Origin of the sequence: Thioclava atlantica, from assembly GCF_000737065.1 — a bacterium.
GTDB classification, from domain to species: Bacteria; Pseudomonadota; Alphaproteobacteria; order Rhodobacterales; family Rhodobacteraceae; genus Thioclava; species Thioclava atlantica.
Genome location: NZ_AQRC01000004.1, coordinates 84,511 through 108,131, shown reverse-complemented (window position 1 = coordinate 108,131; position 23,621 = coordinate 84,511). Strand labels below are relative to the sequence as shown.

The window sequence follows — 23,621 nt, the reverse complement described above, 5'->3', positions numbered from 1 at the left end:
GCGGGAGGAGTCATGGATCAATTCGATTATGTCGTCGTGGGTGCGGGCAGCGCGGGCTGTGTGCTGGCCAACCGGCTCTCGGCGGACCCGAGAAACCGGGTGCTGCTGCTCGAGGCGGGCGGGCGCGACAATTACCACTGGGTGCATATCCCGGTGGGCTATCTCTATTGCATCGGCAATCCCCGCACCGACTGGGGCTACAAGACCGCCGCCGATGCGGGGCTCAACGGGCGCTCGCTGCTCTATCCGCGCGGGCGGATCCTCGGCGGCTGTTCCTCGATCAACGGCATGATCTACATGCGCGGCCAGGCGCGCGACTATGACATGTGGGCGCAGTCGGGCTGCACGGGCTGGGGCTGGGACGACGTGCTCCCGCTGTTCAGGCGCCAGGAGGATTTCTATCGCGGCGAGAGCGACCTGCACGGCGGGGGGGGCGAGTTGCGGGTGGAACAGGCCCGGGTGCGGTGGGACGTGCTCGACGCCTTTCTCGATGCCGCCGAACAGGCGGGCTTCCCGCGCACCGACGATTTCAACAAAGGCACCAACGAGGGTGGCGGCTATTTCCACGTCACGCAGAAGGCGGGTTGGCGCTGGAACGCGGTGAAGGCCTTCCTCAAGCCGGTGATGAACCGGCCCAACCTGAAGGTCGAGACCGGGGCGCAGGTCGAGCGCCTGGTGATCGAGGAGGGGCGCGTCACCGGCATCCGCTTCAACCAGAACGGCGAGAGCCGCGAGGTGCGGGCGGGGGAAGTCGTGCTCTCGGCGGGCTCGATCGGCTCGGTCCAGATCCTCGAGCTGTCGGGCATCGGGCGCGGCGACGTGCTCTCGCGCCACGGGATCACGCCACTGGCCGAGGTCGATGGCGTGGGCGAGAACCTGCAGGACCATCTTCAGTTGCGCCTCGTCTACAAGGTGCAGGGCGTCAAAAGCCTCAACACGATGGCCTCGACGCTCTGGGGCAAGGCGATGATCGGGATGGAATACGCGCTTTTCCGGTCCGGGCCGATGTCGATGGCGCCAAGCCAGGTCGGGCTCTTCACGCGCTCCTTCCCCGAGCGCGAGACCCCGGATCTGGAATACCATGTCCAGCCGGTGAGCCTCGACAAGTTCGGCGACCCGGTCCACCCTTTCCCGGGCATGACGGCGAGCGTGTGCAACCTGCGCCCCGAGAGCCGCGGCCATGTCCATATCACTGCACCCGACTGGCGCGCCCATCCCGAGATCGCGCCGAATTACCTCTCGACCGAAGGCGACAGGCGCGTCGCGGCCGAGGCGATCCGGCAGGTCCGGCGCGTCGCCTCTCAGCCCGCCTTCGCGAAATTCCGCCCCGAGGAATACAAACCCGGCCCGGACTATCAGAGCGAAGACGATCTGGTGAAGGCGGCCGGCGATATCGGCACCACGATCTTCCATCCCGTCGGCACCTGCCGGATGGGGGCGGATGACGGCGCGGTGGTCGATCCGCGGCTGCGTCTCAAGGCGCTGAAAGGGCTGCGCATCGCGGATGCTTCGGTGATGCCGACGATCACCTCGGGCAATACCAATGCGCCGACGATGATGATCGCGGAGAAGGCGGCGCAGATGATCCTCGAGGACGCGAAGGGCTGAGCGCGGGGAAGGGGGCGCTGCCCCCTCTGGCTTCGCCATTCACCCCCGGGATATTTGGGTCAAGAGGAAGCGAATTCGGACTTCCTCTTGATGAAAATATCCCGCGGGGGTCTGGGGGCGCGAAGCCCCCAGCCTTGCCGCAAGAGCCTCAGCCGGCCTCGGCGCGCCGCTTCATCGCGGCCCTGTAGGCGTCATCGGAGGGTGCGATGAAGCTGTAGAACATCGGCACCACGAAGAGCGTGAACATCGTCCCGATCAGGAGCCCCGAGAAGATCACGAGCCCCATCGCCTGACGCGCCGCAGCACCCGCGCCTTGCGCGAGGATCAGCGGCACCACGGCCAGCACCATCGCGGCGGTGGTCATCAGGATCGGGCGCAGACGGATCCGCGCGGCTTTCACGATCGCCTGCCGCCGGGTGAGGCCCGATCTCTCGCGCTGCTGATTGGCGAATTCCACCATCAGGATGCCGTGCTTGGTGATCAGGCCCACAAGGGTGATCAGCCCGACCTCCGAATAGATATTGAGCGTCCCGAGCCCGAGATTGAGCGGCACCACCGCACCGAAGATCGTCAGCGGCACTGTCATCATGATGATGAAGGGGTCGCGGAAGCTCTCGAACTGGGCCGCGAGCACGAGGTAGATCACCAGCACGGCCGCCGCGAAGGCGATAGCGATCGTGTTGCCCTGGCTCTGTTCGATCCGCGACTGGCCGGAATAGTTCACGTAGAAGCCCTCGGGCATCACCTGCTGCGCGATGTCGACAATCGTCTTGAGGCCCGCGCCGCTCGACTGGCCGGGCAGCGGCAGCGCGGTGATCGTGGCCGCGTTGAGCTGGTCGAACTGTTCGATCGCGGCGGCGTTCACGCCGGTCTCGATCTTCACCAGCGCGGAGAGCGGGACCATCGCCCCCGAGGCGGATCGAACATAGTATCGGCCGAGCTCTTCGGGGTTGGCGCGGAATTTCTGCGGCACCTGCGGGATGATGTCATAGCTGTTGGAATCGCGGTCGAACTGCGCGACCGAGGCTTCGCCCACCAGCAGCCCGAGCGTCGCGCCGATATCGGAGACCGGCACGTTGAGCGCGGCGGCGCGGTCGCGGTCGATGGTCACGTCGATCTGCGGGCTGTCGAAGCTGAGCGAGTTCTGAACGATGATGAACTTGCCCGAGGCCTGGGCCTTCTTCCGGATCTCCTCGGCGACCTCGGCCACACGCTTGGACGAGTGGATCGACTGGATCACCACCGAGATCGGCAGCCCGCCGCCGGTACCAGGCAGCGAGGGCGGCGCGAAGGCGAACCCCTTGAGGCCCGTCGATTTGCCGAGATCGCCCTGGACCTCCTGCTGGATCTGCTTCTGGCTGCGGCTGCGTTCCGACCAATCCTTGAGCGCCCAGATATAGATGCCTTGCGAGCTGTCCCCGCCGAAGCCCGCGATCGAGAAATCGGTCCGCACCTCGGGGATTCCGGCGGTGTCCTTGCCGATCTGGTCGATATATTTCTGCGTGTAGTCGCTGGTGGCGTAGCGCGGCCCGTTGAGGATCGCGAAGAGTGCGCCGTTATCCTCTTCGGGAGCGAGCTCGCTGGTGGTGTTCATCAGCATGAAACCGGTCACGCCCGCAAGCGCGGCGACGATCAGGAGCGTCACCGGGCGATAGTCGAGCGATCCGTCCACGCGGCGTCCGTACCAGCCCGAGAGCCGGTCGAAATTGCGGTCGACGAAGGCCTGGAAGCCCTTGGTCTCGCCATGCTTGAGCAGCCGCCCCGCCATCATCGGCGTGATGGTGAGCGCGATGATGCCCGACAGCATCACCGAACCGGCGAGCGCGAAGGCGAATTCGCGGAAGAGCTGGCCCGTCAGCCCGCCGATGAAGCCGAGCGGCGCCAGCACGGCGGCAAGGGTGATCGTCATCGCGATGACCGGGCCGGTGATCTCCTTCATCCCCTGCACCGCGGCGGGGAGCGGCCTCATGCCCTCCTCGATATGGCGGTGGATATTCTCCACCACGACGATCGCGTCATCGACGACGAGGCCGATCGCGAGCACCATCGCCAGCAGCGTGAGCAGGTTGATCGAGTAGCCGAGCGCGAGCAGCACCGCGAGCACCCCGATCAGCGAGAGCGGGATCGTCACGATCGGCATCGCGACCGAGCGGAGCGAGCCGAGGAACAGAAGGATCACGACGGTCACGATCGCCACAGCCTCGCCGATCGTCTTGAACACCTCGTGGATCGAGGCCGAGATCGTCTCGGTCGAGTCGTAGACGAGCTTGATCGACATGCCCTCGGGCAGGCTCGCATTGATCTTTGGCAGTTCCTTGCGCACCGCGGCGGCGGTGTCGAGCGGGTTGGCCGCGGGGGTCGGGAAGACGCCGAGGAAGGTGCCCTGCTTGCCGTCGAAGGTGACGATCTCGTTGTCGGCGGCCTTCGAGAGTTCGATCCTGGCGACGTCGCGCAGCCGCACGACCTCGTCACCCTTCGAGCGGATCGGCAGCTTGCCGAAGGCTTCGGGCGTCTGCAGCGTCGATTGCAGCGTGATCGACTGCGCCACATATTCGTTCTTGGTCTTGCCCGGCGCGGAGAGGAAGTTCGAGGCGCGGATCGCGTTGAGAACCTCGGAGGCCGTGACCTGACGCGCCGCGAGTTTGTCCGGGTCGAGCCAGATCCGCATCGCGTAATCCGAGGCGCCGATGATCTGGGTCTGCGCGACGCCGGGGATCGTCGACATGCGCGGCCGGATCACCCGGCGCAGATATTCGGTGAGCTGCTCGGGCGTCATGTTGGGGTTGAGGGCCGCAAGATACATCAGCGCGAACTGCCGCCCCGTGCCCTTCACGATCACCGGGTCCTTCGCGGCGGAGGGCAATTGCCCCTTCACCTGCTGCACCTTCGAGAGAACCTCGGTCATCGCAGCGTCGGAATTCGAGCCGAGCTTCATATGGACCGAGATCATCGAGGCCGAGGGGCGCGACTGCGTGGTGACGTAATCGACATTCTCGGTGGTCGCGACGGCGGCCGCGACCGGAGAGGTGATGAAGCCCTGGATCAGCTCGGGCGAGGCGCCGGGATAGGCGGTGGTGATGGTGATCACCGTTTCCTCGACCTTCGGGTATTCCCGAACGGGCAGGTTGAAATAGGCCTGTGCCCCCAGCAGAAGCATGAAGGCGCCCAGCACCATCGACAGGACGGGGCGGCGGATGAAGATCTCTGAGATGTTCATGGTCCGGCCTTACTGCGATTTCTTGGCGGTCTCGGGCATCCCGAGGGCCTTGAGCGCGGCCTCGGTGCTCGGTGCGTTCGGATCGGGCGAGATCGTGTTGTCGATGGTGACCGCCGCGCCGGAATTGAGCTTGTTCTGGCCCGCGTTCACGACCATGTCGCCCGCCTTGAGGCCCTTGGTGATCTCGACGAGCGGTCCCGAGCGCCGGCCGAGCGTGACGAAGACCTGCTTGGCGATCAGTTTCGGCGTGTCGCTGCCTTCGGGCTGTTCCTTGCGCACGACGAAGACCGAGTCCCCATAGAGGTTCGAGCTGACGACGGTCTGGGGCAAGGCGATGACGCCATCTTCCGCGGGCAGGATCACGCGGACATGGACGAACTGGCCGGGGGTGAGCTGCCCCTGGTCGTTGCCGACCTCGGCGCGCAGTGTGACGAGGCGCGAATTCGGGTCGATCTTGGGCTCGATCCCGGTCACTTCGCCCGTCAGGTCGAGCGTGCCGTCTTCGGTGGTCACCTCGACCTTCTGGCCCGCCTTGGCCTGCCGCGCCTGCTGCTCGGAAAGCGTGAAATCCACGCGCATGTTGTCGCGGTCCTGAAGCGTGGCGAAGGGGGTGCCGGTGGCCGCGAACTGGCCGAGCTCGACCTGCGGGATGCCGATCACGCCGGAGAAGGGCGCGGTGAGCCGCTTCTTCTCGAGCACCGCCTGAAGCTTGGCCACGGAAGCGCGGGCTTCCTGTGCGGAGGCCTCGGCCTGATCGAGATTGGAGGTCGCCGAAACGCCGCGTTGCGCCAGCTGGCGCGCGCGCTTGAGGTTGGTTTCCGCCAGATCGAGCGCCGCCTTGGCCGAGGCCAGGTCCGCCCGCTCGGACCGGTCGTCGATCTGGAGCAGCAGCTGTCCTTTCTCGACCCGGTCATTGGCCTTGAAATGGATCTCCTGAACGGTGCCGCCCATCTCCACCGCGAGATCCGTCCCGCGCGCGGCTGATGCGGTGCCGATCGCCTCGAGGCCGGGTGTCCATGTGATGGGTTTCACCTCGCTCACCGAAACCGCGACGGCGGGCTGTTTCATGTTCGCGAAGAACTGCGCGATCATCTTCGAGCGGAACAGGTTGTAGCCGACGATCCCGCCCACGACGAGGACGAGCGCGACGATGGCGATGAGGAGGCGTTTTATCATTGGAGATCCCGTCTTGTCCCTCAGGGCTCGCGGATCGGTGTCGCGAACCGGTCGAGCAGGCTTTTCCTGAACCAGATGGTTCAAAATATATGTCGATGTCAATGTTCACCGGGTTTCGGCAGAAGGTGGCTCACGCAAGCGTCACTTCAAGCGTATTGCCCCTTTGCTGCGGAACAAAGCGCAGGGGTTGTGCGCTCAGTGCCGGAGATATGTGCGCGCTCTGCTCGACCGCCGGGCACCTCGCTACATATTCCGACACACAGACGCCAGCCGAGCCGGGGCGATCCCGCCGTGCTTCGTCGCTTCAGGAAAGGGCAGATCATGGATCCCCTCGCTTTCGTGCGTATCGGAATGGAGGCGGCGCGGATCGGCGTCGAGGCGCAGACGGTCATCGCGATCCGCCTTGCTGGTCTGGCCGGGTTCTGGGACCTGCCGCCCCTCGAGCCGTTTCAGATGCTGAGCGAAAAACCCGTGGCCGCCTTCGAGGCGACGGAGGCTGCAACGCGGGCATTGATCAACGGCAAGGGCGCGCATGGCGCGCTGTCGGCCTCGATGGCGAAGATCGGCCGCCACACGAACGCGAACCTCAAGCGCCTGTCGGCGCGCGGATCATCCTGGGGGTAAGGGGCTTGCCCTTCGCGCCGTGGCGCGGGCAGGAGGAGGGGCCCGCGCCGGTTGAGCGCACGGGCCCCGCGATGTCGCGGCTCAGGCCGCGTTCTCTTCCTCGTCGGCATCCTCGGCCGTGGCGGGCGTGACCATCGCGGTGAGGATGGTGGGCATATCGACAATGCCGATCGGCTGGCCCTTGGCGTCGAGCACGGTGGCCCGGCGCTCGTCGCGTTCCGACATCCGCCGCGCGACTTTCTCGAGCACGGTATGCCCCTTCACGGTCATCGCCGGGCGCTCGCTCTCGGGGGGGAGCGGCAGGGCGACCGTGTCGGCGCGGATCACCCGGCCGCGGTTCACCTCGCGCACGAACTCGGCGATGTAGTCATTGGCCGGGCGCAGCACGATTTCCTGGCCCGTGCCGACCTGTTCGAGCTTGCCGTCGCGCAGGATCGCGATCTTGTCGCCAAGACGCAGCGCCTCGTCGAGATCGTGGGTGATGAAGACGATGGTCTTCTTCAGTTCCGCCTGCAGATCGAGCAGGACCTTCTGCATGTCCATCCGGATCAGCGGGTCGAGAGCCGAGAAGGCTTCGTCCATCAGCAGGATGTCCGCATCATTGGCGAGCGCGCGGGCAAGGCCGACCCGCTGCTGCATCCCGCCCGAAAGCTGGTTGGGATAGTTGTCCTCGTAGCCCGCGAGACCGACCCGGTCGATCCACTTGCGCGCCACCTTTTCGGATTCGCTGCGCGCAATGCCCTGGATGTCGAGCCCGTAACAGGTGTTCTCGAGCACCGTCCGGTGTGGCAGAAGCGCGAATTTCTGAAACACCATCGCGGTTTCGTGGCGGCGGAATTCGCGCAGCTCGTCCTCGTTCATCTTCACGACGTCGCGGCCGTTGTAGAGGATCTCTCCCGCGGTCGGCATGATCAGACCGTTGATATGGCGGATCAGGGTCGATTTGCCCGAGCCCGAGAGACCCATGATGACCGAGATCTTGCCCGGCGGCAGCTCGAGGTTGATGTCCTGGAGGCCCAGCACGTGATTGTGCCTGTCGTTGAGCTCTTCCTTGGTCATGCCTTTGCGGACGGCCTCGACATAGCGTTCGGGACGGGCGCCGAAGATCTTGTAGAGATTGCGGATCTCGATGCCCGAGCGCGTTTCGGGGGTGTTGGTGGACAAATCAGTCATGGCCTGCCTCCGAATGTTTCTGCAGCCGCTTGCCGAAGGCCTGGCTCGTGCGGTCGAAGATGATGGCGATCGCCACGAGGGCGAAGCCGTTCAGGAAGCCGATCGTGAAGAACTGGTTGTTGATGGCCTGCAGCACGTTCTTGCCGAGGCCGCCCACGCCCACCATCGAGGCCACGACGACCATCGCCAGCGCCATCATGATCGTCTGGTTCACCCCTGCCATGATCGTCGGCAGCGAGAGCGGGAGTTGCACCCCCCAGAGCTTCTGCCGGCTGCTGGCGCCGAAGGCGTCGGCGGCTTCGATCACTTCCTTGTCCACGAGCCGGATGCCGAGATTGGTCAGGCGGATCATCGGGGGAATCGCGTAGATGACCACGGCGATGACGCCGGGCACCTTGCCGATCCCGAAGATCACGACGACCGGGATCAGATAGACGAAGGAGGGCATCGTCTGCATCACGTCGAGCGTCGGTGTCAGGAACGACTGGAACCTGTCGGAGCGTGCCATGAGGATGCCGATCGGAAGCCCGAGCACGATCGCGATCATCGTCGCCACCGTTACCATCGCGAGCGTCGTCATGGTGTCTTCCCAAAGGCCGAAGACGCCGATCAGGAACAATCCGATGAGCGAACCGAACACGATCTTGATGTTGCGCGAGCCGAGCCACACGACCACGAGGATCAGCGCGAGAACGATGAACCACGGCGTGTTGGTGAAGGCGTTCTCGAGCGTGTTGAGAAACCATTGCAGCGGCCGGGTGGCCGCGTCGATCTGGTCGGAATATGCGCGCACGAGGCCGCGGAAACCGTCGTCGATCCCCATGCGCATGTGGCGCAGGGTCGTGTTGGACAGGGACGGGAACTCGCACATGAATTCCGGCAATCCCCAGCATGATGAAGCCATCTGTTCTTTCCTCCGGTCTGTTCTAGGCGCCGGTTAACGAGAAACGCGCGCAAGGAGGGCCCTGCGCGCGTCATATCATTGGTCACACGGGCTCAGAGCGCGTCCTCGACCTTCTTCGCCACTTCCGGAGAGACCCATTTCTTCCAGACATCCGGATAATGCTCGAGGAAGTAATAGGCGGTGTCCTCGTTGGTGCCCTGATTGTCGGACTGCCAGGCGAGGAACTCGCCAACGACCTTGTTCGACCAGTTGCGGGTCTTGAGGTAGTCCATCGCCACGGCGTTCTTCTCGGAGAACTCCTTGGTCACGATCGTGTAGACATCCGAAATCGGATAGGCGTTCGGCTTGGGATCGGCGCAGTCGGGCTGCGAGTTGCACTTGTCCCAGGCTTCCTTGTCGTTGGGCACGCCGGCTTCCAGCTTGACCATCGGATACTTGCCGAGGATCGCGGTCGGGGCCCAATAGTAGCCCAGCCAGCCCTCCTTGCGCTCATAGGCGTTCGCGATCGAGCCGTCGAGACCCGCGGCCGAACCGGTATCGACCAGATTGAAGCCCTTCTCGGCGGCCTTGTGCGCCTTGAAGCGGTTCGCGGTCGAGATCTGGCAGTTCCATCCCGACGGGCAGTTGTAGACGCCGCCCATCGACGGATCTTCGGGATCGGGGAACAGTTCGGGGTGCTTGAGCGCGTCGTCGACCGTCTTGATCTCGGGATGCGCCTTGGCGACATATTCGGGGATCCACCAGCCTTCGACGCCGCCATCCTTGAGAAGATCCGCCGCGATGACCATCCGGTCCTCTTCCACGGCCTTGTCGAGCGCGATCTTGACCGCGTTCACCCAGAGTTCGGGGGCGATGTCGGGTTCGCCCTTCTCGTTCATCGAGGTGAAGGTCGGCATCGTGTCGCCCGTGACCAGCGTCACGTCGCAGCCGTAGCCGTTCTCGAGGATGATCTTGTCGACCCAGGCGGCGACGCCGGCCGAGGCCCAGTTCATCTCGGCTTCGGTCACCGAGCCGCATTCGCCGTCCGCCGCAAAGGCGGGGGCCGCCAATACGGTGAGCGGGAGCGCCAGAGCCAGGCTGGCAAGCTTGAGTTTGTTCATTCAGTCCTCCTGTCGTGGCAACATTTACGTGCCGAACCAAGCGGGCTGCCTCCGCATGTGTGGTCGGCGACTTCCCCGGCTTCGGCCCGGGCGGGAGTCAGCGAATTTTCGCCAATGATGGCGCATCGCTGGGAATTGTCAAAATCCGACATGCGCATGTCGTAAATTGATAAGTGCTTAGGCGCAACCTTTTCGCCGGACCTTTCGCCGAGCTGTTGCGTTGAAGGGGCGACGAGAACGCAACCCCTCAAACTCCGGTGCATCATGACATCGCCAGAACCCGTGAACCCTCCCAAGACGGCGCTGCGCCATCATGCCGTCGCGATCATCGCCAATCCCTCCTCCGGCACCAACGCCAATGACGAGGAGGCGATCTCTCGCGCGCTCGACGGGCTGGGCGAGGGGGCGCGTCTCTATCGCTGGTCGCCGGGCGCTGACATCACCGACACGGTGAAGCAGGCGCTGGACGACGGCGCCGAGCTCGTCGTGGCCGCAGGCGGGGACGGTACCGCGATGGCCGTGGCCGGCGCGCTGGTCGGGCAGGAAGTGCCGATGGCGGTGCTGCCGCTCGGCACGTTCAACTTCTTTGCGCGCGGGCTTCAGCTCTCCGAAGACCCGAAACAGGCGGCGATCGAGATCCGCGAGGGCGAGGCCCATGCGATCCGCGTCGGCATGGTCAACGGGCAGGTGTTTCTCAACAATGCCTCGCTCGGGATCTACCCGGCGATCCTCAAGGCGCGCGAGGATATCTACGCGCGCTGGGGGCGGCGGCGCATCGTGGCGCATTGGTCGGTGGTGCGCACCTTCTTCCGGTTCCAGCGGCCGATGCATCTGCGCTTGCGCACCGATGGCCTCGACATGGCCCGCCGGACGCCGCTCGTCTTCGTCGCGCGCTCTGCCTATCAGCTCGACACGTTTGGGCTCGACGGGACGGAGGTGATCAGCGAGGACGGGTTCGCGGTGCTGATCGCGAAGGGCGAAAGCCGCCGCGACCTGTTCCGCCTCGCCTGGCGGTTGGTGCGCAAGCAGGCGCAGCGGGGCCGCGACTACGATCTCCTGGCGGCGCGGGAGGTCGAGATCTCGACCGCGCAACGGCGCACGCTGCTTGCCTTCGATGGCGAGAAACGGCGCCTGGAGGGCCCGTTCACCTTCTCGATGACTTCCGAGCCGCTCTGGATTGTCGCGCCCCCCGCCGCGGGAAAGGAGGAGGCCGCATGATCCGGATCGCGCATCTTTCGGACCTCCATTTCGGTCGCAGCCTGCCCGAACTCGAAGAGCCGCTCCTGCGCATGGTCAACTCGCTTTCGCCCGATCTCGTGGTGATCTCCGGGGATTTCACCCAGCGGGCGCGGCGCGGGCAATTCGCGCGCGCGCGCGAATTCGTGGCCCGCATCAACCGGCCGGTGCTCGCCATTCCCGGCAATCACGATACGCCACTCGACAATCTCGCCTTGCGGATGCTCCGGCCATTCGGACGCTACCGCGAGGCGATCAATGACGATCTGGAGCCGGTATTCGAGGATGACCGGCTAAAGGCTGTCGGGGTCAACACGGTCAACCGCTTCGCCTGGCAGCGCGGCCGGATACCCGGGCGCACCATCGCGCGTCTTTGCGAGGAATTCGGCGAGGCGGGCGAGAGGCTCCGGGTCGCGGTGATGCACCATCCGCTCGAACACGGGCCGGATGTGGGGAAAAGCCTGATGGACGGTGCGGGGGATGCGCTCGAGGGGCTGCGCGCCTGCGGAGCCGATCTGGTTCTCTCGGGGCATCTGCATCTGGGTTCGGCGGCGCCTTTCTCGGCGGTGCCGGGGGTGCTCTTCGTTCAGGCGGGCACGGGGCTGTCGTCACGGCTGCGGGGCGAGCGCAACATGTTCAACCTGATCGAGGGGGAGCGGGGGTGGCTCAGCATTGCCCGCTACGAGGCGCATCCGGCGGGCCGGTTCGACGAAACCGAGCGCAAACGCTTCGTGCGCATGCGCGGCGACTGGTCGGAGACCACCTAGTTCGGTTTGCGCGAGATGTCGCCCCAGTCGAGCACCGGGGCCGCGTCGATCTCATGGGCGTCGAGCATCGCCGCCACCCGTTCGAGCGAAGCGATCAGCTGGGCCTGTTCCCAATCCTCGAGAGCCTCGAAGCGGCGCACGAAGATCTGCTGCAAGGCATCGGGGGCCTGTTCGATCGCGGCGGCGCCCTTCTCGGAAATCACGATATCGGTCTGACGGCGGTCGCGCTCGGAGCGCTGACGCGACACCATGCCCTTCTGTTCGAGCTTGTCGATCAGGGCGGTCATCGTCGCCTGGCTCACGCCCATGCGGGTCGCGATGGTCTTCGGCGTGGACCAGCCCTTTTCGGAAATCACCTGAAGCACGCGGAACTGCGCCGGCGTCAGGCCGGCAGCCTTGGCGAGGTCGCGTCCGAACATCTCTGTCGCGCGCAGAATGCGGCGCAGCGCGATCAGGCTGGTATCGACACGCTCCATCAGTCGCAAGGCTCCCCGTTTGTCAAGACGGCCCAGTATCGCAGAGACCGCAGCCCCCTGCAATTCCTTGGTCTTTCTAAGTTTGTGGGTTTCTTCTATGCCATTACGCTTCGTCATGCTAATGTTATATAGGGCGTAGTAACCTTATTTTAAGAGCTTTTCGGAACAAACTCGCCCATTGGTAGTTAGGTTATTGAAATTTTGCCTTCGATAAACTACTTAGGTTGCCGAAGCAAACGAAAGGACAGGAATCGTGTCGAAAATCGAGTCGATCAAGAAAGGGTCCGATCTGGTGTTCCGCAAGCCGGAGTCCGAAGACGGGAGCGAGATCTGGAAGCTGATCCGCCGCTGCAAGCCGCTTGATGAGAATTCGATGTATTGCAACCTCCTGCAATGCGATCACTTCGCGGATACCTGCGTGCTCGTTGAGCGTGACGGTCAGGTCCTCGGCTGGATCTCGGGTTACATCGCCCCTTCCGAGCCCGAAACCTTCTTCATCTGGCAGGTCGCGGTCGCGCCCGAGGCGCGCGGCCTCGGTCTCGGCAAGCGCATGCTGCGCCATCTCATCGACCGCGAGGAGGCGGTGGAGTGCACGCGCCTCAAGACCACGATCACCAAGAGCAACGAGGCCAGCTGGGCGCTCTTCCGGTCCTTCGCCCGCTCGCTCGGCGGCGAGCTGTCCGACGAACCCCACTTCCACGAGGAAGACCATTTCGACGGTCACGCCGCGACCGAGCACATGGTCACCATCACCTTTCCCGAAGAGGCACGCGCGGCGGCCTGATCCGGCCCGCGCCGCCCTTCCTTTCCCCAATCCCACGGAGTTTCACATGACCGCTCAAACCGCGGACAAGACCATCTTCACCCAACGCGAATCCGAAGCGCGCTCCTATTGCCGCGGGTTCGATACCGTGTTCACCACCGCCCAGGGCTCGGAACTGACCGATGCCGAGGGCCGCACCTATATCGACTTTCTCGCCGGCTGCTCGTCGCTCAACTACGGGCATAACGATCCGGACATGAAAGAGGCGCTGATCAACCATCTGCTCGAAAACAAGATGGGGCACGCGCTCGATCTGCATACCGACAGCAAGGCCGAGTTCCTGCGCGCCTTCGAGGAGCATATCCTCGCCCCGCGCGGCATGGATCACAAGCTGATGTTCGTGGGCCCGACCGGTGCGAATGCCGTCGAGGCGGCGATGAAGATCGCGCGCAAGGCCACCGGGCGCACCAACATCATCGCCTTCACCAACGGTTTCCACGGCGTCACGATGGGCGCGCTCTCGGCGACCGGCAACGGCTATCACCGGGGCGGCGCGGGCATGGACACGCAAGGCGTGACCCGCATGCCCTATGACGCCTATGCCGATGGCGTGGACTCGGTCGCGCTGCTCGACCAGATGCTGTCCGACGCCTCGGGCGGGATCGACGCGCCGGCGGCGATCATGCTCGAAACCGTTCAGGGCGAAGGCGGTCTGAATGCCGCCAGCCCCGAGTTCATCCAAGGTGTCGAGAAGATTGCCCGCAAGCATGGCGCGCTCTTCATCATCGACGATATCCAGGCCGGCTGCGGCCGCACCGGCACCTTCTTCTCCTTCGAGGAGATGGACGTGATGCCGGATGTCGTGACCCAGGCGAAGTCGATCTCGGGCTTCGGTCTGCCGATGGCGCTGGTGCTCGTGCGTCCTGATTACGACGTGTTCGGCCCGGCCGAGCATAACGGCACCTTCCGCGGCAACACCCATGCCTTCGTGACCGCGAAAGTGGCGATCGAGAAATTCTGGGCCGACGATCAGTTCCAGCGTGAACTGGCGGTGAAATCCGACGTTCTGCGCGAAGGTCTGGCCGCCGTTGCCGATCTGGTTCCGGGCGCGTTCCTGAAAGGCCGCGGCCTGATGCAGGGTGTCGATGTCGGCACCGGCGAGCTTGCCTCGAAAATCTGCGGCCTGTGCTTCGAGAAAGGGCTCGTGATCGAGACCTCGGGCAACGAGGACCAGGTCGTGAAGGTGCTCGCGCCGCTCACCACCCCGATGGAGACGTTCCGCAAGGGTCTCGAGATCCTGCGCGAGGCCACCTCGGAAGTGCTGGCGGACGGGACCCGGATCGCGGCGGAGTAATCCGCCGCTCACGGCCCCCCGAGCGACTGACAGACACATAGACAGATACGGAGGACGACAATGATCGTTCGCGACTTCAACGAGCTGAAAAACACGAACCGCGCCGTTTCCAACGAGCAATGGACCAGCGTGCGGATGCTGCTGGCCGATGACAACATGGGCTTCAGCTTCCACATCACCACGCTGAAGGCCGGCTCGGATCACACCTTCCACTACAAGCACCATTTCGAGAGCGTCTACTGCATCTCGGGCAATGGCCAGATCACCGAGCTCGACAACGGCACCACGCACGAGATCAAGCCCGGCGTGATGTATGCGCTCAACGAGCACGACCATCACCGTCTTGTCGCGGGCGACGAGGATCTCGTCATGGCCTGCTGCTTCAACCCGCCGGTGACGGGCAAGGAAGTCCATCGCGAGGATGGATCCTACGCGCCCGCCGACGAACTGGAGCAAGCCTGAGGGGGCCGACATGACCCACCAGAACCATACCGTCGAGAAGATCGGCGGCACCTCGATGAGCCGCGTCGATGAGTTGCTCGATACGCTCTTCATCGGCGACCGCAAGGACGGCGATCTCTACAACCGGATCTTCGTCGTCTCCGCCTTCGGCGGCATCACCAACCTCCTGCTCGAGCACAAGAAGTCGGGCGATGCCGGGGTCTACGCGCAATTCGCCAAGGCCGACAGCGATCACGGCTGGCATGACTCGCTCACCCGGGTGTCGAACGCGATGATCGAGGCCCATGAGAAGGTCCTCACCCATCCCGGCGACATCGCGCAGGCGACCGAATTCGTGCGCGAACGCATCGAGGGCGCGCGCAATTGCCTGATCGACCTGCAGCGCCTCTGCTCCTACGGGCATTTCCGCCTTTCCGAGCACATGCTGCAGATCCGCGAACTGCTCTCGGGGCTGGGCGAGGCGCATTCCGCCTTCGTCACCACGCTCCTGCTGCAGCGCTCCGGCGTCAATGCGCGGCTCGTCGATCTGTCGGGCTGGCGCGACGAGACCGTCCACGATCTGGACTCGCGCATCCGGACCGCGATGAAGGATGTCGATCCGGCGAGCGAGATGCCGATCGTGACCGGCTATGCGCAATGCGCCGAAGGTCTGATGCGTGAATTCGACCGCGGCTATTCCGAGGTGACCTTCTCGCGCATGGCGGCGCTGACCGGCGCGCGCGAGGCGATCATCCACAAGGAGTTCCACCTCTCCTCGGCCGATCCGAAGCTGGTGGGCGAGGGCAAGGTGCGCAAGCTCGGTCACACGAATTACGACGTCGCCGACCAGCTCTCGAATATGGGGATGGAGGCGATCCACCCGAAAGCCGCCAAGACCCTGCGTCAGGCCGATGTGCCGCTGCGCGTGACGAACGCCTTCGACCCGGGCGATCCGGGGACGCTGATCGACGACAAGCCGGCCGAGAAGGCCGCGGTCGAGATCGTGACCGGCCTCGACATCATCGCGCTCGAAGTGTTCGAACAGGACATGGTCGGCGTGAAGGGCTACGACGCCGCGATCCTCGAGGTGCTCACGCGCCACAAGGTGCGCATCATCTCGAAGGCCTCGAACGCGAACACGATCACGCATTATGTCGATGCACCGATCAACGTGCTCGAACGGGTCGAGCGCGACCTGAACAAGCTCTACCCCTCGGCGCAGATCTCGGCGCGGATGCTCGCGATGGCGTCGGTCATCGGGCGCGATCTCAAGGGGCTGTCGGTGCTCACCCGCGGTCTTCAGGCGATCGCCGCCGCGGGGATGGAGAGCCTCGGCGCGACCCAGGGCCCGCGCAATGTCGATGTCCAGTTCGTCCTCGAACGCGACGATCTCGCGCCCGTCATCAAGGCGCTGCATGACGAGTTCATGTCCGACGAGGTGGGCCTCAAGCAGGCCGCGTGAAACGTCAGACAACACCGATGAAAAGCCCGTGCGGAACCCCGTGCGGGCTTTTCTCATTGGGTCTGCGACAAGCCGCCACAGTGTGACAACATGACCATGGCGCCGCGCTTGCCGTAATCCGGGAGAGATCTAGCTCGCCCCTCAGGAAACGCAGACAGGCGGATCGCGATGAGTATCTTCGACATTCCCACCCTCGATCTGGCGCGGGCGCAATTCGCCTTCGTCGTCTCGGCGCATATCGTCTTCCCGGCCTTCTCGATCGGCACCGCGAGCTATCTCGCCGTGCTCGAGGGGATGCGGATGCTCACCGGGCGCGATGTCTATCTCCGGCTCTTCGAATTCTGGAAGCACATCTTCGCTGTCGTCTTCGGCATGGGCGTCGTGTCGGGTGTCGTGATGTCCTACGAGTTCGGGCTGAACTGGGCGGCGTTTTCCGACAAGGCGGGCCCGGTGATCGGGCCGCTGATGGGATACGAGGTGATGACCGCCTTCTTCCTCGAGGCGGGTTTCCTCGGGATCATGCTGTTCGGCCGGGGCCGGGTGAAACCCTCGATCTACTTCTTCTCGGTCCTGATGGTCGCGATCGGGACGCTGATCTCGGCCTTCTGGATCCTGTCGGTGAACAGCTGGATGCAGACGCCCACGGGGTTCGCGATGAACGATGTCGGGCAGTTCATCCCGAAGGACTGGCTGCAGATCATCTTCAACCCGTCTCTGCCCTACCGCTTCGTGCATATGGTTCTCGCGGCCTACCTGACGACGGCGCTTGTCGTTGCGGGCGTGGCAGCCTGGCACCATCTGCGCGGCACCAAGGACGAGGCGGTGCGGGTGATGCTGCGCATGGCGGTGGGGATGATCCTCGTGACCGCGCCGATCCAGATCCTCGCGGGCGATCAGCACGGGCTCAACACGCTCGAACACCAGCCCGCGAAGATCGCCGCGATCGAAGGACACTGGAAGACCGAGAAGGGCGCGGGGCTGATCCTGTTCGGCCTGCCGAACGATGCCAAGGAGCAAACGAATTACAAGGTCGAGATCCCCTACGCGTCCTCGCTCATCCTGACCCATTCGCTTGACGGCGAGGTTCCGGGGCTGGGCGATTTCCCGAAAAGCGAGCGGCCGACGATGGGGATCGTGTTCTGGACCTTCCGGGTCATGGTCGGGCTCGGTTTCGCCTTTGCCGCGATCGGCCTCTGGGGGGGCTGGCTGATGTGGCGAAAACGCCTGCACGAGGCGCGGCTGTTCCATACGGTGGCGCTGGTCTTCGCGCCGGGCGGTTTCCTCGCGATCATCATGGGGTGGTTCACGACCGAATTCGGCCGCCAGCCCTTCACGATCTACGGACATTTCACCACCGCGCAGTCGGTGTCCAATCTCAGCCAGGGCGCGGCCTGGGCGGCGCTGATCGGTTTCGTGCTGGTCTATGCCTTCCTGTTCGGCTCGGGGATCTTCTATCTCGGTCGCCTGATGAGGCGCGGGCCCGAGGCGGCGGAACCGGTCGAGAATACACCGCAGCGCGCCGCGGGGCTGGCCTCGCCCGTGCTTGACGAGGTCACGACGGAGAAAGAGGAGGCCCACCCATGAACGCGCTCGCCCCGTACCTGCCCGATATCTGGGCCGCGATCCTCGCCTTTGCCGTTCTCACCTATGTCGTGCTCGACGGGTTCGACCTCGGGGTCGGCATCCTCTTTCCGTTCCTCGGCTCGGATGACGAACGAACGCGCGCGATGAATTCGGTCGCGCCGGTCTGGGACGGCAACGAGACCTGGCTCGTGATGGGCGGCGGCGGGTTGCTTGCGGTCTTCCCGCTGGCCTATGGGGTCATTCTCAACGCGCTCTACGTGCCGATCATCGTCATGCTTCTGGCGCTCGCCTTCCGCGGGGTGGCGTTCGAGTTCCGCGGCAAGACACAGCGCTGGAGACCTCTCTGGGACAAGGCCTTCTTCGGCGGTTCGCTGGTCGCGACGCTGGCGCAGGGCGCGGTTCTCGGCGGGTTGCTGCGCGGGCCGGAAGTGACGGGGCGCGCCTTCACCGGCGGGCCACTGGACTGGGTGGGGCCCTTCAGCCTCGGCACGGCGCTGGCGCTGGTGGCGGGCTATGTGATGCTGGGCGCGGCCTGGCTGGTGCTCAAGACGAGCGGCGAACTCTATGATCGGGCGCGCCGCATCGGTCAGGTGGCGCTTCTCGCGACGCTCGGGTTCATCGGTCTCGCCTCGATCGCGACGCCCTTCCTGCATCCGGAATATTTCCGCCGCTGGTTCGTCTGGCCCGGGATCACGCTGAGCGCCGTGGTGCCGCTGCTGCTGCTCGCCGCCGGCATCGGCTACTGGCGCGGTATCCGGTCGGATCGGGGGCTGCTCGCCTATCTCTCGGGCATCGCCATCTTCGTGCTGTGCTTCGCGGGGCTCGGGATCTCGATCTTCCCCTATATCGTCCCGATGTCGATCACGATCCGCGAGGCTGCGACCTCGGCGTCCTCGCAGGGCTTCATCCTCGTGGGTGCGGTGATCTTCCTGCCGATCATCCTCGGCTATACCGCCTATGCCTATTACGTCTTCCGCGGCAAGGTGACCGAGCACGGAGATCACTACTAAGCGAGGTCCCGGAACCTGCGCGGGTCAGAGCCGGTTGCCCTGATGTGACCCAGTACCCGCGTCGGTTCCTGCAGGGCCTCTCTCCGGAAATTTCTTGCCGGACAGACAGGCCAGCGCGCGTCTGCGATATGTGCGCCAAACCCGGTGCGGGTCAGACCCGAAGGAGACCTGCACCATGACCAAGATCGACGACCTTCCCAAGGAGAGCGGACCCTCGGGCGGCTGGGGTTCGCTGAAGGGCATCACCCGGATTTACGGCGAGAGCTGGCCTTCGCTCGACGTGATCCGCACCCTCGAGCGCCAGAACAAGCCGGGCGGCTACATGTGCGCCTCCTGCGCTTTCCCGAAGCCTGCCAATTACCATCCTTTCGAATTCTGCGAGAACGGCGCCAAGGCGACCTTGTGGGAGATGACCAAGGCGCGCTGCACGCCGGCCTTCTGGGATGACCACACGGTCAGCGAATTGCGCGACTGGACCGACCACGATCTGGAAAAGACCGGGCGCCTGACCGCGCCGCTGCGCTACGACGCCGATGCGGATCGTTATGTCGAGGTCGGTTGGGACGAGGCCTTCGCCGAGATCGGCTCGATCCTGAAGACGCTGCCGCGCAAGGACGTCGTGTTCTACTCCTCCGGCCATGCCGGGCTCGAGGCCTCCTATCTCTGGGCGCTGCTGGCGCGGGCCTATGGCAACAACAACCTCCCGCAAAGCTCGAACATGTGCCACGAGACCACCTCGGTGGGTCTCAAGAAGGTCATCGGCTCGCCGGTCGGCACGATCATCTGGGAAGACCTTCAGGAAACCGATTGCTACTTCTTCTTCGGTCAGAACCCGGGCACGAATTCGCCCCGTTTCCTGCATCCGCTGCAGGAGGCCAAGGAGCGTGGCGCTAAGATCGTCACCTTCAATCCGGTGAAGGAGCAGGGGCTGGTGAGCTTCGTGAACCCGCAGAACCTGCAAGACATGCTCACCGGGAACGAGACCAAGATCTCGGACCAGTATCACCAGCTTCGCGCCGGGTCGGACATCGCCGCGCTCACCGGGCTTTGCAAGGCGGTCATCGAGGCCGACGACAAGGCGCAGGCGCAAGGGCGCGCGCCGGTGATCGACTGGGACTTCCTGCGCGAGCATTCGGCCAATTACGAGGAGTTTCTCGCCTTCTGTCGCGGCACTTCCTGGGAGGCCATCTGCGAGGAATGCGGCCTGTCCGAAGCCGATCTGCGCGACGCGGCCGACGTCTACATGAAGGCCGAGCGCGTGATCGGTGTCTATGGCATGGGGCTCACCCAGCATGTGCATGGCGCGACGAATATCGGGATGCTGGTGAATTTCCTGGCGCTGCGCGGCAATATCGGGCGCAAGGGCGCGGGCTGCTGCCCGGTGCGCGGTCACTCGAACGTGCAGGGCCAGCGCACGGTGGGCATCGCCGAGAAGACCAAGCTGATCCCGATGGACAAGCTGCGGGAGCTCTTCGGCTTCGAGCCGCCGCAAGAGGATGGCTATCACATCGTCGAGGCGACCCAGGCGATGATGCAGGGCCGGATCGCCGCGACCTTCTCGCTCGGGGGCAATCTCGTGCGCGCGCTGCCCGACACCGCGCGGGTCGAGGAAAGCTGGCCCAACCAGAAGCTCACGGTGATGATCTCGACCAAGCTCAACCGCTCGCATCTCTATCCCGGCGAGACGGCCTTCATCCTGCCCTGCCTGAGCCGCTCCGAGATCGACGAGCAGGAGACCGGCAACCAGTATGTGTCGATCGAGGACAGTTTCTCGATGATCCACGGGTCGCTGGGCAAGCATCCGGCGGTCTCGGATCAGGTGAAATCGGAACTCGAGATCACCTGCCGTATCGCCGAGGCGGCGTGCGAGCCGAACCCCAGATTGCAGTGGAGGGCGTGGGTGAAGGATTACTCGAAGGTCCGCGACCTCATCGAGGCGACCTATCCCGACGATTTCCGCGACTACAACGAACGGATGAACCAGCCCGGCGGGTTCTGGCGCGGCAACCCCGCCCATCACCGCGTCTGGAAGACCGAGAGCGGCAAGCTCGAATTCACCACGCCCGATCGGCTCAATGCTCTGGGCTTCGAGGACAAGCCGGGGCGCTTCCGGATGATCACGATGCGCTCGAACGATCAGTTCAACACCACCATCTACGGCTATTCGGACCGCTTCCGCGGGATCGAGGGAACGCGCGATGTTCTTCTGATGAACAAGATGGACATGGCCGAACTCGGGCTCGAGCACGGTGATCCGATCGTGGTCCATGGCGACATGGATGACGGGGTGGCGCGCCGGCGCGACGGCCTCACCGTCGTCACCTTCGAGCTGCCGCGCGGCACGGTCGGGGGGTATTATCCCGAATGCAACGTGCTCATCCCGGTCGAGCTGCACGACGAGTTGTCGAAGACGCCCGGCTCCAAGGGGGTGCCGGTGCGGATCGAGAAGGCGAGCTAGGCCGGCAGCGGCTCGGCGCGGCGCGCATCGAGGACGGCGAGGGCGAGGGCCACCATCCCCGCCACCGCCAGCCCCGCGCCGACATAGCCGGTCGCCTCCCACCCATAGCCCGCCGCAAGGGCGAGCCCCGCGAGGTAGGGGCCGATCGCATTGGCGAGGTTGAACGCGGCGTGGTTGAGGGCGGCCGCCAGCGTCTGCGCCTCGCCTGCGACCTCCATCAGCCGCATCTGCATCGGGATCACCATCCCCGCGGTGGAGCCGAGCGCGACCATCGCGACCGCCATCGCCCGCCAGTCACCGATGGTCAGCGTGTAGGCCAGCGCCATCACGCCCATGCCGATGAGCAGGATCGCAGCGGCCCCGAAGCGCGACCATTCCGAGAGCTTGCCCGAGATCGCATTGCCCAGCGTCCCGCCCACCCCGAAGGCCGAGAGGGCGACGGGGATGGTCCAGTCCGGGCCGGCATGGGTGTCGATCATCGCCGCGGACAGGTAGGAATAGACCGCGAAGATCCCCCCGAAACCGATCGCGCCCACCCCGAGCGTGAGCCAGACCGAGCGGTTCGCAAGTGCGCCCAGTTCGCGCAGCGGGCTCGCATCGGGATCGCGCGGGGTGGCGGGGGCGGTGCGCCAGATCATCAGCGCGGAGAGCCCGCAGAGCACCGCGACGATCGCGAAGCCCCATCTCCAGCCGAAATTCTGGCCCAGCGATCCGGCCAGCGGCACGCCCACGATATTGGCAACGGTGAGCCCGGTGATCACCCAGGCGATCCCCTGAGCGCGTTTGCCCGCGGGCATCAGGTCGGCGGCGAACAGCATCGCCATGCCGAAATAGGCGCCGTGGGGAAGGCCCGAGGCGAAGCGTGCGAGCGTGAAACTCGTCATGTCGGGGGCGAAACCGGCGAGGAGATTGGCTGCCGCGTAAAAGGCCATCAGCCCGATCAGGAATTGCTTGCGCGGGATCTTCGCTCCGATCACCGCGAGAAGAGGCGCGCCCACCACGACCCCGATCGCATAGGCGGAGATCGCGTGGCCCGCGCGCACTTCGCTCACGCCCAGATCGCGCGCGTAATAGGGCAGGAGCCCCATCGAGGCGAATTCGATCACGCCGATGCCGAACGTGCCGAGGGCGAGCGAAAGGATCACGGCCCGTGCGTCGCGGGGGCTGAGCGTCATGGGAGGTCTCCGAAGCATCGGGGTGAGCGTCAGAGGCCCGATCTAGGCTCATGCTGCGTCGCGGCAAGGGGGGTGGCTCTATTTCCGGTAATAGTCCCGGAACCAGGCCACGAATTTCATGATACCGTCACGAATGTCGGTCTGCGGCCGGTAACCGGTGAGCCGGTGGAGCAGCGACGCGTCGGCCCAGGTCGCCGGCACGTCGCCCTTTTGCATCTCCATGTAATTGCGGATCGCGGGGCGGCCGATCTCGGCCTCGAGCGCCTCGACGAAATCGAGGAGCTTCACCTTGTCGGAATTGCCGATATTGACGATCCGGTAGGGCGCGACCGGCGAGAGGCTGTCGCCTTCCTCGATCTCGTCGCGCGAGGCGGGCCGCTCGGGCACGGCGTCGATCAGCAGGCGGATACCGCGCACGAGATCGTCGACATAGGTGAAGTCGCGATACATCTCGCCGTGATTGTAGATGTCGATCGGGCGGCCATCGAGGATCGCGTCGGTGAACTTGAAAAGCGCCATGTCCGGCCGACCCCAGGGACCGTAGACCGTGAAGAAGCGGAACATGGTGGTGGGGAGGTTCCACAGATGGGCATAGGAATGGCCCATCGACTCGGTGGCCTTCTTCGTCGCGGCATAGATCGTCAGCTGCGTGTCGGCCTTGTCGGTCTCGGCGTAAGGCATGTCCTCGTTCGCGCCATAGACCGAAGAGGTCGAGGCCATCAGCAGGTGCTTGACCTCGTGGCGGCGCGCGGCCTCCATCACGTTGAAGGTGCCGACCACGTTGGCGTCGATATAGGCGCGGGGCTGTTCGAGGCTGTAGCGCACCCCTGCCTGCGCCGCGAGATGGACGATGATCTCCGGCTGGAACTCGTCGGCCATCGCATCGAAAGCCTCCTGATCCTCGAGCATCGCCTCGGTCGCGGAGAAGTTCGGGTCCTGGAGCAGCATCGCGTGTCGGCGCTGCTTGAGCGCGACATCGTAGTAATCGGTCATCCCGTCGAAGCCGTGGACGCGAAAGCCCTCGGCCAGCAGAAGCTTCGCGAGGTGATAGCCGATGAAGCCCGCGGTGCCGGTGATCAGGATGCGCGTCATG

General features: G+C 64.8%; 19 protein-coding genes. 11 read left to right on the top strand and 8 right to left on the bottom strand.

Features of this window, described 5'->3' with window-relative positions:
• Window positions 1–12 precede the first annotated feature (12 nt).
• A complete protein-coding gene (locus tag DW2_RS06520) occupies window positions 13–1,608 on the top strand; it encodes a GMC family oxidoreductase (protein ID WP_038144738.1) in 1,596 nt (531 codons plus the stop codon).
• A 148-nt stretch (window positions 1,609–1,756) separates the two neighbouring features.
• Here the strand turns inward: DW2_RS06520 and DW2_RS06515 are convergent, their stop codons facing one another.
• Window positions 1,757–4,825, bottom strand: a complete 3,069-nt coding sequence (locus DW2_RS06515; RefSeq protein WP_038144736.1) for an efflux RND transporter permease subunit — start codon at window positions 4,823–4,825, stop codon at window positions 1,757–1,759.
• Between the two features lie 9 nt (window positions 4,826–4,834).
• Window positions 4,835–6,001 (bottom strand): efflux RND transporter periplasmic adaptor subunit, encoded by a 1,167-nt coding sequence (locus DW2_RS06510; RefSeq protein WP_038144734.1) that lies wholly within the window; start codon window positions 5,999–6,001, stop codon window positions 4,835–4,837.
• A 321-nt stretch (window positions 6,002–6,322) separates the two neighbouring features.
• On the opposite strand from DW2_RS06510, the gene DW2_RS06505 reads away from it, so the two are divergent.
• Window positions 6,323–6,625, top strand: coding sequence for a hypothetical protein (locus DW2_RS06505; RefSeq protein WP_051855546.1), 303 nt, complete (start codon window positions 6,323–6,325; stop codon window positions 6,623–6,625).
• Window positions 6,626–6,706: 81 nt separating this feature from the next.
• Here the strand turns inward: DW2_RS06505 and DW2_RS06500 are convergent, their stop codons facing one another.
• The 3 genes from DW2_RS06500 to DW2_RS06490 all read right to left on the bottom strand — a co-directional run bounded on the left by DW2_RS06500 (window position 6,707) and on the right by DW2_RS06490 (window position 9,802).
• Window positions 6,707–7,798: a quaternary amine ABC transporter ATP-binding protein gene (locus DW2_RS06500; protein WP_038144732.1), complete on the bottom strand. Its 1,092-nt coding sequence runs from the start codon at window positions 7,796–7,798 to the stop codon at window positions 6,707–6,709.
• Window positions 7,791–8,702 (bottom strand): ABC transporter permease, encoded by a 912-nt coding sequence (locus tag DW2_RS06495; RefSeq protein WP_038144730.1) that lies wholly within the window; start codon window positions 8,700–8,702, stop codon window positions 7,791–7,793. Before DW2_RS06495 ends, DW2_RS06500 begins: the two co-directional genes overlap by 8 nt.
• Before the next feature lie 92 nt (window positions 8,703–8,794).
• Window positions 8,795–9,802: an ABC transporter substrate-binding protein gene (locus DW2_RS06490; RefSeq protein WP_038144727.1), complete on the bottom strand. Its 1,008-nt coding sequence runs from the start codon at window positions 9,800–9,802 to the stop codon at window positions 8,795–8,797.
• 264 nt (window positions 9,803–10,066) lie between these two features.
• Here DW2_RS06490 and DW2_RS06485 point away from each other — a divergent pair, with 264 nt between their 5' ends.
• The gene (locus tag DW2_RS06485) at window positions 10,067–11,020 is read left to right on the top strand and encodes a diacylglycerol/lipid kinase family protein (RefSeq protein ID WP_051855543.1); all 954 of its coding nucleotides are present in this window, start codon (window positions 10,067–10,069) and stop codon (window positions 11,018–11,020) included.
• The gene (locus DW2_RS06480) at window positions 11,017–11,805 is read left to right on the top strand and encodes a metallophosphoesterase family protein (RefSeq protein ID WP_038144726.1); all 789 of its coding nucleotides are present in this window, start codon (window positions 11,017–11,019) and stop codon (window positions 11,803–11,805) included. The genes DW2_RS06485 and DW2_RS06480 overlap by 4 nt, the downstream gene beginning before the upstream one ends.
• Here DW2_RS06480 and DW2_RS06475 read toward each other — a convergent pair.
• Window positions 11,802–12,281: a MarR family winged helix-turn-helix transcriptional regulator gene (locus tag DW2_RS06475; RefSeq protein WP_038144724.1), complete on the bottom strand. Its 480-nt coding sequence runs from the start codon at window positions 12,279–12,281 to the stop codon at window positions 11,802–11,804. The two genes, DW2_RS06480 and DW2_RS06475, sit on opposite strands and share 4 nt — an antisense overlap.
• Before the next feature lie 253 nt (window positions 12,282–12,534).
• Here DW2_RS06475 and ectA point away from each other — a divergent pair, with 253 nt between their 5' ends.
• From ectA to DW2_RS06440, 7 genes are all read left to right on the top strand, one after another.
• Complete coding sequence (gene ectA / locus DW2_RS06470; RefSeq protein ID WP_238321275.1) at window positions 12,535–13,065, top strand: diaminobutyrate acetyltransferase; 531 nt, start codon at window positions 12,535–12,537, stop codon at window positions 13,063–13,065.
• 46 nt (window positions 13,066–13,111) lie between these two features.
• The gene (ectB, locus tag DW2_RS06465; protein ID WP_038144721.1) at window positions 13,112–14,398 is read left to right on the top strand and encodes a diaminobutyrate--2-oxoglutarate transaminase; all 1,287 of its coding nucleotides are present in this window, start codon (window positions 13,112–13,114) and stop codon (window positions 14,396–14,398) included.
• A 60-nt stretch (window positions 14,399–14,458) separates the two neighbouring features.
• Window positions 14,459–14,860 carry an ectoine synthase gene (locus tag DW2_RS06460; protein ID WP_038144719.1) on the top strand — a complete coding sequence of 134 codons (402 nt, stop codon included), beginning with the start codon at window positions 14,459–14,461 and terminating at the stop codon, window positions 14,858–14,860.
• A 10-nt stretch (window positions 14,861–14,870) separates the two neighbouring features.
• Window positions 14,871–16,301, top strand: a complete 1,431-nt coding sequence (locus tag DW2_RS06455) for an aspartate kinase (RefSeq protein ID WP_038144715.1) — start codon at window positions 14,871–14,873, stop codon at window positions 16,299–16,301.
• Between the two features lie 168 nt (window positions 16,302–16,469).
• Window positions 16,470–17,885, top strand: coding sequence for a cytochrome ubiquinol oxidase subunit I (locus DW2_RS06450; RefSeq protein ID WP_038144713.1), 1,416 nt, complete (start codon window positions 16,470–16,472; stop codon window positions 17,883–17,885).
• The gene (cydB, locus tag DW2_RS06445) at window positions 17,882–18,895 is read left to right on the top strand and encodes a cytochrome d ubiquinol oxidase subunit II (protein ID WP_038144712.1); all 1,014 of its coding nucleotides are present in this window, start codon (window positions 17,882–17,884) and stop codon (window positions 18,893–18,895) included. The genes DW2_RS06450 and cydB overlap by 4 nt, the downstream gene beginning before the upstream one ends.
• 175 nt (window positions 18,896–19,070) lie before the next feature.
• Entirely contained in the window at window positions 19,071–21,353 is a 2,283-nt protein-coding gene (locus tag DW2_RS06440; protein ID WP_038144711.1) for an FdhF/YdeP family oxidoreductase, read from the top strand.
• On the opposite strand, the gene DW2_RS06435 is transcribed toward DW2_RS06440, so the two are convergent.
• On the bottom strand, window positions 21,350–22,528 hold the full coding sequence (locus tag DW2_RS06435; RefSeq protein ID WP_038144709.1) for an MFS transporter: 1,179 nt from the start codon (window positions 22,526–22,528) through the stop codon (window positions 21,350–21,352). The genes DW2_RS06440 and DW2_RS06435 overlap by 4 nt on opposite strands.
• Before the next feature lie 78 nt (window positions 22,529–22,606).
• The gene (locus tag DW2_RS06430; RefSeq protein WP_038144707.1) at window positions 22,607–23,620 is read right to left on the bottom strand and encodes an SDR family NAD(P)-dependent oxidoreductase; all 1,014 of its coding nucleotides are present in this window, start codon (window positions 23,618–23,620) and stop codon (window positions 22,607–22,609) included.
• Between the last annotated feature and the right edge of the window lies 1 nt (window position 23,621).